General features: G+C 38.5%; 13 protein-coding genes. 2 read left to right on the plus strand and 11 right to left on the minus strand.

Going from position 1 to position 11953, the window contains the following annotated elements; translation table 11 throughout:
* Window positions 1-33: 33 nt before the first annotated feature.
* Both DPX34_RS04480 and DPX34_RS04485 read left to right on the plus strand, forming a co-directional pair.
* A complete protein-coding gene (locus DPX34_RS04480) occupies window positions 34-1455 on the plus strand; it encodes a divalent metal cation transporter (RefSeq protein ID WP_232824651.1) in 1422 nt (473 codons plus the stop codon).
* The gene (locus tag DPX34_RS04485) at window positions 1452-2573 is read left to right on the plus strand and encodes a Gfo/Idh/MocA family protein (protein WP_198673620.1); all 1122 of its coding nucleotides are present in this window, start codon (window positions 1452-1454) and stop codon (window positions 2571-2573) included. The genes DPX34_RS04480 and DPX34_RS04485 overlap by 4 nt, the downstream gene beginning before the upstream one ends.
* A 268-nt stretch (window positions 2574-2841) precedes the next feature.
* On the opposite strand, the gene DPX34_RS22250 is transcribed toward DPX34_RS04485, so the two are convergent.
* From DPX34_RS22250 to DPX34_RS04530, 11 genes are all read right to left on the minus strand, one after another.
* The gene (locus DPX34_RS22250; protein ID WP_269815507.1) at window positions 2842-2964 is read right to left on the minus strand and encodes a hypothetical protein; all 123 of its coding nucleotides are present in this window, start codon (window positions 2962-2964) and stop codon (window positions 2842-2844) included.
* A 26-nt stretch (window positions 2965-2990) separates the two neighbouring features.
* Window positions 2991-3242, minus strand: coding sequence for a hypothetical protein (locus tag DPX34_RS04490; RefSeq protein WP_232824652.1), 252 nt, complete (start codon window positions 3240-3242; stop codon window positions 2991-2993).
* A gap of 135 nt (window positions 3243-3377) precedes the next feature.
* Window positions 3378-3824, minus strand: coding sequence for a hypothetical protein (locus DPX34_RS04495; RefSeq protein WP_157964616.1), 447 nt, complete (start codon window positions 3822-3824; stop codon window positions 3378-3380).
* 61 nt (window positions 3825-3885) lie between these two features.
* A complete protein-coding gene (locus DPX34_RS22255; RefSeq protein ID WP_269815508.1) occupies window positions 3886-4020 on the minus strand; it encodes a hypothetical protein in 135 nt (44 codons plus the stop codon).
* A 365-nt stretch (window positions 4021-4385) separates the two neighbouring features.
* Complete coding sequence (locus DPX34_RS04500) at window positions 4386-4592, minus strand: hypothetical protein (protein ID WP_111977214.1); 207 nt, start codon at window positions 4590-4592, stop codon at window positions 4386-4388.
* Window positions 4593-4968: 376 nt separating this feature from the next.
* On the minus strand, window positions 4969-6252 hold the full coding sequence (locus DPX34_RS04505; protein WP_111977215.1) for a hypothetical protein: 1284 nt from the start codon (window positions 6250-6252) through the stop codon (window positions 4969-4971).
* A gap of 1015 nt (window positions 6253-7267) precedes the next feature.
* On the minus strand, window positions 7268-8524 hold the full coding sequence (locus DPX34_RS04510) for an NAD(P)/FAD-dependent oxidoreductase (RefSeq protein WP_111977216.1): 1257 nt from the start codon (window positions 8522-8524) through the stop codon (window positions 7268-7270).
* Window positions 8525-8555: 31 nt separating this feature from the next.
* The gene (locus DPX34_RS04515; protein ID WP_111977217.1) at window positions 8556-8864 is read right to left on the minus strand and encodes a 2Fe-2S iron-sulfur cluster-binding protein; all 309 of its coding nucleotides are present in this window, start codon (window positions 8862-8864) and stop codon (window positions 8556-8558) included.
* Between the two features lie 49 nt (window positions 8865-8913).
* Entirely contained in the window at window positions 8914-10071 is a 1158-nt protein-coding gene (locus DPX34_RS04520) for a cytochrome P450 (protein WP_111977218.1), read from the minus strand.
* A 228-nt stretch (window positions 10072-10299) separates the two neighbouring features.
* Window positions 10300-11034 (minus strand): ion transporter, encoded by a 735-nt coding sequence (locus tag DPX34_RS04525; protein ID WP_232824653.1) that lies wholly within the window; start codon window positions 11032-11034, stop codon window positions 10300-10302.
* Window positions 11035-11083: 49 nt separating this feature from the next.
* Window positions 11084-11890: a TatD family hydrolase gene (locus tag DPX34_RS04530; protein WP_111977220.1), complete on the minus strand. Its 807-nt coding sequence runs from the start codon at window positions 11888-11890 to the stop codon at window positions 11084-11086.
* Window positions 11891-11953: the final 63 nt, after the last annotated feature.

An 11953-nucleotide genomic window follows, 5' to 3' on the forward strand; every position in this document is an offset into this window, starting at 1 on the left:
TAATATAAAATGCGTTAAATAAAAGAGATAATAATGACAACAACTCAACTCGATGAACAAACATCATCAACTGAGCCTAGCGCTCATTCAGACGAAGCACTCATGTTGCAAGCTTTGTCTAAAAAGCCATGGTATGCGCGCATACCCAAATATGTAAAATTAAGTGGCCCAGGCTGGTTGCAAGGTGCCATGACGCTAGGCGGTGGTAGCGCCGTAACATCACTCACCATCGGTGCACTTTTTGGTTACGAATTATTGTGGGTTCAACCTGTAGCGATGATCATAGGTTGTATCATGTTGTTTGCGTTATCGCACCAAACACTACAAACACAAAAATCGCCTTTTGAATCAATGAAAAAGCATGTTAATGCACCCATTGCATGGGGTTGGGCAATAGCCGCATTTGCGTCAAGCATCATCTGGGGTTTTGCGCATTATCCGCTCAGCGCCGGCATGCTTGAAGAAATTATCGTTGTGAGTACGGGCTTTGGTATTGAAGATGAAAATAGCCTAACACGTGACCTTTATTTATTATTTTTGGCTTTAATTATTTGGGCTGGTTGTGCGTTTACCGCATGGAAATACGGCGATCACGGAAAAGGCCAAAGCAACGCCGTTGTCATATTTGAAACCGGCATCAAAATTTTAAGCAGCTTAATTGTTATTGCCTTTGCTTGGGTTGTCATTAGTGCATCACTTAATGGCAAAATTGATTGGTCAGCCGTCATGGCCGGATACATTCCGTCTTCTTTTCCAAGTGACAAACAAGGTGTCACCGTTGTTATGGCGGCTTTGGGTAGTGCGGTAGGCATCAATATGACCTTTATTTATGGATATACTTTATTACATAAAAAGTGGACCCCCTCGCATGCTGAATTATCACGTTATGACATAGGCCTAGGTTTAGTTATTCCTTACGTATTAGTCACCAGTTTAATCTCAATTGCTGCAGCAGGCGCCTTTTTTGGTTCAGATATGGATATTCAAGGTAAGCTAAGCCCAACCCAAGCCGGTACATTGTTTATGTCGGCCGGGTTAGACGAATTTACTAGCCGTATGATTTTTGCGTTTGGCATTTTAGGCATGGCCGTTGGTTCGTTAGTTATGCATATGTTGTGTTGTGGCTCGGCTGCCGCCGCTATGTTTAACTGGCCTGAAAATAGCCTTAAATATAAGATTGCCTTACTGGCCCCTACCCCTGCCGTTTTAGGTGTATTTGTGTGGTCAAGCATGGGAGCTTATGTTGTATTACCCACTTCTGCTATTTGTGGTTTTTTACTGCCGATTGCTTATATTGGCTGGGCTATTTTGAATAACAAAAAGAGTTATTTAGGTAATGCCATGCCAACGGGTAATAAACGCTTATTTATCAATATTGCCATGCTACTTTGTATTGTAACCGTATTAAGCAGCGTGACTTATTCTACTCTTGTCAAAATAGGTTATATCTCATGAGTGACTCAAACCATACCGCTACAAACAACATAGAAAAAAAATCAGCTAACATGAAAGATGGTGCTAATTACGCGCCAGTCGGTAAACCGGTTAATGTTGTGGGTGATACTCCCTTTCATTTCTCAGTGGCGTATTTAGATCATGGCCATATTAACGGCCAAACCAATGGTTTGTTGCAAGCCGGTGCTAGCCTTAAATATGTTTACGATCCAGATCCTGTGCGTTTAGCCGCATTTTGTGAGCGTTACCCAGAAGCAACCATGGCTGAAAGTTTTGAGCAAATCTTAAATGACACCGATACCAAACTCATTGCCAGTGCCGCGATCCCAAATTTACGATCGGGTATTGGTATAAAAGTGATGCAAGCGGGCAAAGATTACTTTACCGATAAATCACCTTTCACAACGTTAGCCCAACTAGATGAAGTAAAATCAGTTGTTGAACAAACGGGGCAAAAATACGCCGTTTATTATGCCGAGCGACTACACAATGAAGCCGCTTGGCAAGCAGGTGAACTCATAAAACAAGGTGCTATAGGCCGAGTACTGCAAGTGATTAACCTAGCCCCACACCGTTTAGCAAAAGCCACTCGCCCAGATTGGTTTTTTGATAAAACACAGTACGGCGGTATCTTAACCGATATTGGTTCGCATCAAGTTGAACAATTTTTAACTTATACGGGCGAAACCGAAGCAACAATCAATTTTTCGCGCGCGACCAACTTAAATAATGCCGATAAACCGGGCTTAGAAGACTTTGGCGAAATATCCATGACCAGCCCCAACGGCGCATCATTTTACACGCGTGTTGATTGGTTTACCCCTGAAGGTCAAGCGACTTGGGGCGATGGTCGAACATTTATTATTGGCACCGAAGGCAATATTGAAGTGCGTAAATATAATGACGTCGCCCGTCAGGCACCCGCCTCTAAACTCTTTATTACCGACAATAATAAAGAACAAGAGATCGACTGCTTTGGTCAATGTAGCTTTCCGTATTTTGGCCAATTGATTTTAGATGTCATTAATCGAACAGAAAATGCAATGACCCAAGCGCATGTGTTTAAAGCCGCTGAATTAAGCATGCAAGCACAAGCAATAGCCGACACTCAAGCATAGTCATGTGGGTATAATAGTCACTTGGGGATACATATATAAAATACGGATAAAGTTGACCTTTATCCGCTAATAAACCTCAAGAATAAGAAGTTTGATATTTTTTAACTAGACCGGTTTAGCGCCGTAGGCGCGTAAGCCGGGTGGCACATTTTCCCCATAAACCCAACAAAAGTTTTCGTACCCGAGAAAACCAATTGAAGGTAAAAATAGTTACCAATTTTTATTTTTCAATAATGCGTATAAAAGATATCGTTCAGGACAGGCATCATCAAACCTGAGCAAAGCCTACTTTCAGAACACCATCTGATTCTAGTGTACCGCCTGATGAATGGGAAAATTCAGCTTTAGGACCTTCCGCTGATCCATCGGCATCCCCACCAGTGGCTGTCAATACTTAAAGGACATGCATATTTATTATCAATGCATGTCCCCGATAGTGTTACAAAAGTCCCAAAAAGAGGTATACCAGGCGGTACTATCACCTTGTTGTTCATCTGGACTTGAAGGAATATACCAACCTCGCATAACTTCTTTAATGAAGCCATGCTTGGTCAAGCGCTCTCTATCGGTGCGTTCAAGCATTTTCGATTGGACAGCAATAATGCCGCTATCTTGCAATCGCTTTAATTGCTCTAACGAATATGCGAGCTTTTTTGACACTTGATTCATGTTAACACCATTAGCTTTTACTGAAATCACCCGCTAGCTTTTAGTGTAAATTATAATTAGCTTTTAATGCAATCTCTGGTTAGCTTTTAACGTGGATATTATAAGATATCGTTCAGGACAGGCATCATTAAACCTTTATTCCGCATTAATTTTTTCTATAACTTTTTGGTAGACTGCTAATATTTGAGACAATTGAGGATCTTTGGGGTCAAATAAACGTTTCTCAACCTTGTGAAATAAGGTATGAAAATGGCTATCATTTCCAATCACCACTGCACCTACTTCATATCCATCCTCATTAAATTGGTCAGCGGTTATGTCGACAATAGAACCATTAACTTCTAACCAAGCATGAGAGCTATTATTACTACCAAGTCCCGTTGCAGAAACATAAAAGCATTCCATTTTATGTTTAATAGTAAGTAATAGGCCGAGTACACCAGCAGTATCTCCACAACACCCTCTAGGAAATCCACTACAATTGTAAAAAGAGGTCTTTGACGGAAAATCACTTTTCGAAAATGACTCCAATGTTCTTCTGAAAGCTTTAATATCTTCGATTACGTTTTTATCTAGTACCATAAAACTCTCAAATTTTGGTGCGTTATGAAGTGCATCGAGATATCGTTCAGGACAGGCATCGTTAAACCTGAGCAAAGCCTACTTTAGCGCCTACTTTCAGAACACCATCTGATTCTAGTGTACCGCCTGATGAATGGGAAAATTCAGCTTTAGGACCTTCCGCTGATCCATCAGCATCCCCACCAGAGGCTGTCAATACTTAAAGGACATGCATATTTATTATCAATGCATGTCCCCGATAGTGTTATTCCTATGACAGGATCATAAACCCGACCATTCATATGTACTAAACTAAGCTCATCCAACATTTCATGTCCAGTGAACCCATAAACGCTAATTATGTTTGATAGACTATCCTAGATGATTTACTTCCCCATAAACTCAACAAAGTTTTCAACAATAAACAAGACAGTACAGGCATCAATAACCTTTGATTTGTTTTTTGATTTTATTTAAAGCCTTCAGCAAGAAGTATCAATGATGCCCGTCCCACACCTATTACTGCCAGCATGCGACCCAAAAAATGGCTCCCGTCTTTTGGGACTCGCGTGACTGATTTCGCTATAGGTTAAGTTTAGATACTTCGGCAATTGCTTCATCCAAAGCATCAACTGCCTTATTCTTTTCTTTAGTCGAGATCCAAGAATAAATTTTGTTACCCATTATCCCAGCTTTAGCTTCCATTGAAGTTTTTTCAACATCCAAGCCAGATTTTTTTGCCTCCGCTATAAAAGCTACTAACGCTTGTTCAAATGCATCTTCATTCATTTTCTTCCCCTCATTTTTATTTTTTGAATTGCTATAGTGGTACTACTAACATTTAGTATTCATTCACACGCAGTTTGTGTGAATGAATCATTTGTTGAACGGGCGGATGAACAACGAGGTTGGTTTGATTTATGCTGTAGGAATTTTTTTTAAGCTTGATTGATGTAATCAACTTGGCATCCCTGTTATTTGCATTTACTATCCATTTACGATGACTTGCTCGCTTTATACAACTTAATTTAAGCTAACTACGCGTTTGATTCAACTCTATTTTTTATTTCACACAGCCGAGCTTCGCTTGGCTTTTCAAGCGAAATCGTGTGGGACACGGCATCTTTACCCCGATAAGCAATATCCGCAACATCATTCATTCGCTTTAACGGTAACCCAGAGGAAGTTCTACTGGGGTTATATCGTAAGATATTTTAAGATCTTCCAAAGACGATAAATCTTCTTTAAACAATTTAAGTTTCAATGTTTCCGTACTTTTATAATTTATAATTAAACGTGTCTTGTACTCTGTTGACATTCCTCCCGAACGCATACTTTCATAAAAACCCATATGAAAAAGTTGAAATAACTCCTTTGCTGAAGGTGTTAGTTTTACTGGAAGGATCAAAATTTCGCTCAAATTTGGATATTTAAATTTAATCGAAGCCTGTGAATATAAATGCGGCCAAAAAGACTTAAAGTAACTTTGTTTCATGATATCTTCATGTAAATTATCAAAGACAATTGAACGCCCACTGCCCGATGGGCGACGTCCAAATATATAGCCCAAATGCGAAAGGTGAGCATATTGACTTATATATGCCTTATTCGTTTCTTTACTATCAAAGTATCTACCAAATAACTCGGTTAATTGACCCCTATCTATCTCATAGTCAATTTTGATAGCTACAGTTACTTTATCTTTGAGTGTTTCTATAATTTGGGGTTGGTTTACTTTCAAGGTTGTATGATTTTTGAATATGTTCAACATACCTTTATTTAATCTTTTTATCTCAGCTTCAAATCCTTGCTCGATATCATTTATTTGCTCTTCTAACTTCCGTGAATCTATAATTTGAACGAACGCTTTAGAGTTATGTTCTATTTTATTGATTAAGTCTTTGCGAGTATCTTTTTGCTGATTTAGCGTTCCTGACTGTGCAAGTGTATTTAGCTCTTTTAATTGTAGTTTTAGCTTTTCATTTTCATTTGAAATTTCTGATAATTTATTAAGGCCTTCAAGATTATCTAAGTGATTAGATATGTGGGATTTATCAAATGTGGCGTGAGCTGATATTTCAATTGTCATCTTGCCATTTATATATTTTGGACTTTCGGATAACTTGTTGAATTGCATATAAGAATATGAATACGTTGATAATTTATCCTTAGTTATTTTTTGATTATCTATCACCAATTCATGCTGTACATGTACACCAAATATCTCACTGGCCTCTATTTTTAGCTGGTCTGAAAGGTACTTTTTTGCATTATATAGTGAATCTATATCACCTAATGTATAAGTCCCTTTAACAAAAATGACTGTGCGATCTTTGGTGTTTTCTATTATTTTATTATCTGATGAGGCATTGCTGTAAAAAGCAGCAATTAAAGTAATCAAAAAGACAAAACATTTAGTTATTGGTAGTCTTGAATAAGAAATAATCATAATATTATAGTTACCTTCACTGGTTTATGATCGCTCACACTTCGATTGCTGTTTAAATATGGCAATGTTACATGCCTATTAATCGATGCTTGGGCTATATGTTGTCTATCTACAACGTCTCCACCTCTTTGTGATTTTTATACTCTATTGAAATCTGTATAAAGTCAATACGGAAAAGTAGGCCAATATCGTATAGGACATATATGGTCACTCCGATTAAATCAAGTCACATTTCTTATTTTTTTGCCCAAACCTCGGGGTAAATCATTAAATCGGATCGTTTAGATGGATCGTGCAGGACAGGCATAATTAAACCTATTATTTATTCAACTTTAAGTTAACGCAATTCATGAGTGTATTGTGTAGGACAAGTGTATCGTTAACCATTAATTTTTCTTAGAAAATTGGGGGGAAGCTCGAGTAAAGATCAAGTATCAAAAAATTCTTCGTCTATTTCTTAAATTTGATTGCTAGTTACGAACAACAAATAGAGTCACTAATTGTTGATTCACGTAGTAATTGTTTCGACCTATTTTTTCTTTATGCAATCATGCAGGACAGGCATCATTAAACCTATGATTAAATTCGATATTACATTATCAAATCGGTTAAACATCAATGACTAACCTTAATGCCAGCCCACTTACTAACCACCCCATCTTCGGTTGTTATATTGGCGAATTTTTTGTTCTGTTTTATGCATTTGTTGCTTAGTTTTAAGCTGTTAGTTTAGTGTGTTGCGATTCGTTTCACGCATGGCAACCTACAAGATTTTTTAAAAAATCTAATCCTTGCTGCCCTCGTCAAAAGCTAGAGCGCCGAGTTTGCGCAGATCAACGTCACGCATGGTTCATTATAATGCTGGTTTTATGCTTGTGTAATGCCGGTTTTATACCGGTTTGGGGTTAGCAGGCAATGTTGGGCTTGATGCTTCAGCCCAACCTATTTGGCTTTTTACTGGGTTTCACCAATAATGTTGTAAAGACCCGAATGTTTAACCATTTAAAGTATATACTTAATCAATCAGTAAATTAGCTGGCTTAAATTCAACAGTCGAGTCAGCCAACTTTGTTTGGCAAACTTTATCGCCACCCTTAATAAACTTAGTGCCAATAACATACGCTTTGGCATTGTTTATGGCATCAACCGCTAATAACGTTTCATCTTTAAAATACCAAACCGAAAATTTAGTATCATCGCCTGCTTCTTCTCGCATCACAATGTGGGTGTAACCGGTTGAAAGCCCAACCATTTGTAGTTTAATACCATACTGATCTGACCAAAACCAAGGTAATGTGTTATAAACTGGCGCTTTACCACAAATCGCCGCTGCCGCGACTTTGGCTTGATCAACCGCATTTTGCACCGATTCAAGCCGAATATAACGATCATAATGTGGATTAAAATGGTAGGTACAATCCCCGATGGCATAAATATCTTTATCATTAGTACAAGCCATTTCATCTACTAAAATGCCATTATCAAGCTTTATGCCCGCACTCGCGGCTAATTCGCTATTAACACGTATCCCAACACCAACAATAATAATATCAGCCGTATATTGTGTGCCGTCAGAACATTTAACCTGATTAAGACCGGCCTGCGTTTCAATCTCGACCACATTCTTATGGGTATATACGTCAACCCCCTGCTCTGCATGTAATTTAGCAAAGAAGTTCGACATTTCAGGTGCAGTCACACGCGCTAATATTCGCGGCTCACGTTCAAGTACCGTTACTTTAGCCCCTAGTTTTTTAAGAGACGCAGCCGTTTCAAGCCCAATATAGCCGCCGCCTATAATAACCACTCGCTTGGTCTCACTGGCATTCAGCGCTTGACGAATATGAGTAACATCTGCAGCCGTTCTTAACGGGTATAAATGCTTTGCGGTTTCAATACCGGTTATAGGTGGAATAATCGGTCGAGCACCGGCAGCATAAACTAATTTGTCGTAAGCTTGCTGTGAGCCATCATCAAGCGTGATCATTTTATTTTCACGATCAATTGAGCTCACTTTGGTACCTAAAGCGAGTTGAATATCTTCTTTTTCATAACTCTCTGCACTTTTAAGTAAATTTTTATCAATGCCATCTTCGCTAGTTAAATACGCTTTAGATAAAGGCGGGCGGTGATAAGGTAAAACGGGATCGGCATCGAACAATTTAATTTTACCCTGCCAACCTTCTTTTCTTAATGAGAAAGCTAAATTGACACCTGCATGACTCGCCCCTATCACAACACAAATAGGTAATTGACTAACGACTTGATTCATATAATAAGTTCTCTTAATAGTTAGATATTAGTTAAACAGCAACACGTAAAATAATGCCATCGAGTTGATCGGTAACATCTAACTGACAACATAAACGGCTAAATTCATCTGCGTTGTCATCAAGCTCTAACATGTCTTTTTCAATTTCGCTGGCTTCACCGGCTTTTTCAACATGTTCAGGTGCTACATGCACATGACACGTGGCGCATGAACAAACACCACCACAATCGCCATCAATACCTTTAATATTATTTTGCACTGCGAGTTCCATTACCGAACCTGAATCGGCTTCTAACGTTACACTTTCGTTGTCTGTTGTTATAAATGTGATTTTAGCCATGATTTTTACTCTCTTTTTACAAATCGTTGAATGAATAAATTTAATAAAATTAACGTGCGTTAAACTTAACCTTGATACTGTCAAAACCGACTTTACGATTGAACTCGCCCAACTCTTCAATATTTTCTTGGCTTGCCAGAATATCGATTGATTGCACTTTATCAGCTAAGGTTTTGACTAAAATATTCATAATTTGACGGGCATGAGTTGCGCCTAAGCAATTATGATGGCTAAACCCAAAACTAACATGTGGATTCAGTTTACGGTCAAGCACAACTTCATTTGGTTTTTCAAACACCGCGGCATCACGGTTAGCTGAAGCCCAGCATAATGACACGCGTGTATCCGCTTTTGCCGCATGCTCGCAAACTTGTGTGTCTTCTGTTACAACACGGCCCATATGGGTTAAAGGGGCAAAATAACGTATAAGTTCTTCAATAGCTCGACCGGTAATTTCAGGTTCATTGCGTAATCGAGTTAACGATTCTGGGTGTTCAGCAAAGTAAGCAATTGAATTGGTTACCGCATTAATAACGGTATCTCGGCCACCCGCAAACGTTAAAATCATTACGCCTTTTACTTCTTCTCGGGTGAGTTTTTTGCCGTCTAATTCAGAATCAAGTAATACCGAATATAAATCTTCACCCGGTTGTGCAATCGCTTTATCTATTTGGGCATCAATATAGTCATACAAAATAGCGGCTTTAGATCCATCAAGCGCGTCATCTTCACTTCTAAATACATGCGTACCCCACTCTATCCATGTTTGCGCTTCTTCATAAGGAATGTTTAGCAACAACGTTAACGCTCTTGATTGTAAACGCAAAGCAAAGTCACTCACGACTTCAACCGAATCCCAATCTGCTACTTCGTCAACTAAGTCTTGAATTTGCGCCGTTAATTTGGCTTGATACTCTGGTTGTAAAGGGCGTTTAAACCAAGGTTCAACAATCGCTCGGTAACCACCATGCATGGGGGGATCAACTTCAAAAGGAATTTGGCGGGTTTCGCGAATATTGACTTCAGATGGCACAACAATACGGCCAGGCACCGCACCAGATTGAAAGGTCTTCCAATTATGAGCACATTTGCGAACATCTTTGTGGCGTAAAAGAATAGTGACAGGATCATCTTGATCATTCATTTCACCGTAACCTTTTTCTAACCGGGCTTGTTCAAATGGGTCTGAAAGTTCACTTTTCTTCATTGTATTCTCTCTGTCAGTCTGCCTAAACTCAAATGAGTTGAATAATTTGGTTAACAACAATCAAACCAAAATTAGATTATTCAGCATTATATTGTGCTAAACAGGCTTAAAATACGCATAAAAACGTTAAAAATATCATTTATATGCGCTTTGAAATAACAAAGAAGATTAAAAATAAGTTTACTTAGTTCTAAATAAACTATTGAATGGAGACGAGGAATAAAAAGATTATTTAGCTATTTTTGCTGCTTTTTTACGATCGGCTTTTCTAACTTCAGATAAAGCCGAAGCAATTAACCCCGTGGGTAATGCAACGATCCCAAGGCCAAGCATTAAAATAAAGAAGGTAAATATTTTTCCGCCCACCGTAATAGGCACCATATCACCATAACCAACCGTGGTTAACGTCGTTACGGCCCACCACAAACTGTGAAAAACCGATTTGAATAATTCAGGCTGCGCGGCATTTTCACAATAATAAATGCCCACAGCCGATAAATATAATAAAATGCAGGCAACCATCATAAACAATAACAGTTCTTCTTTAGCAATCAGCATTGCGCGTCTAAATCGATCCATCGCTTTACTGTATTTAAGTAATTTGAAAATCAAGACCAATCTTAATAACCTAAACGAACGGACAACTCTTAAGTCTAAGCCCACCGCTAGATAAAAAGGGACAATCGCGATTAAATCAATTAAGCCATAAAAGCTAAATATAAAAGAGACAGGTTTTGGCGAGCTCACTAAACGCAATATGTATTCTATCGTGAAAATAATAACGATAAACATTTCAAGTCGATCTAACCAAATAATGGTTGCGGGCGCTAAATTGGGTAAGGTTGATATTGAAAAGCTCAGTAACGAAACAACAATTAAAATTTGTACCGTGATCGCAAAAATACGGCTCTGCACACTCTCATTATGCTCAATCATTTGCTGCAACTGGCTTCTAATACTCAAACCGCATTCCTATTTTCGTTCTCGTTTATTTTGCGCAATATTAACGCCATTAAGATTGATTACAACTTAAGTTTAATTTAAAAGCCGCTTGGGTATTATCCCATAAAGCCTGTTTGATCACCTGGGGTGATTCACATCTTATTTCGGTTAATACCGTTAAAATGGCCAATAAACTTAAAGGCGTATTTTGTTGCCCTTGTTGTCCATTAATCGGCATATCGGGCGAATCGGTCTCAAGCACTAAACTTTCTAAAGGTAATTGTTGAATCACTTTGCGTGTTTTTTGCGCACGCGGGTAAGTTATTGTGCCGCCCACTCCCAATTTAAAACCTAAATCTATCATGCGTTGTGCTTGCTGCAAACTGCCCGAAAAAGCATGTAGCACGCCACCATATTCAAAATTAGTCGCTTTAATATATTTGCATAACACATCAATCGATTGCCTATGATGCAATATTATGGGTAATTTGTGATCTTTAGCCATTTGTAATTGCTGTTGAAAATACGCAATTTGTTTTGGCCATGATGCTTCAGTTAAAGAAAAGTCCAACCCTATTTCGCCAACAGCGATAATACGTGAAAATCGTGGCTGCGCTAATTGTTGGTTTAAATGAATTAGATGTTTTTCTTCATGCTGATGAATAAAATAAGGATGCAACCCCAAAGCGACAAACCAATTTTTATGCCGCTCTGCCAGTAATAACAGACGCGACCAAGAATCGGTTTTAACGGCAGGAACAATAAAGTGACTAATATTTTTTTGCCGGCAACGATAAAGTAGATTTTCAAGCGTTAAATCAAAACATTCAAAATCAAGATGACAATGACTGTCTATTAAGGTTGATTCACTGATCATTTATTTCTCTTTTTCCACAAAAACTCACCATAACGCACCTATTGTTACAGTTTTAAGAATAGA

The organism is Algibacillus agarilyticus (genome assembly GCF_003286125.1).
In the GTDB taxonomy this organism is placed as follows: domain Bacteria; phylum Pseudomonadota; class Gammaproteobacteria; order Enterobacterales; family Alteromonadaceae; genus Algibacillus; species Algibacillus agarilyticus.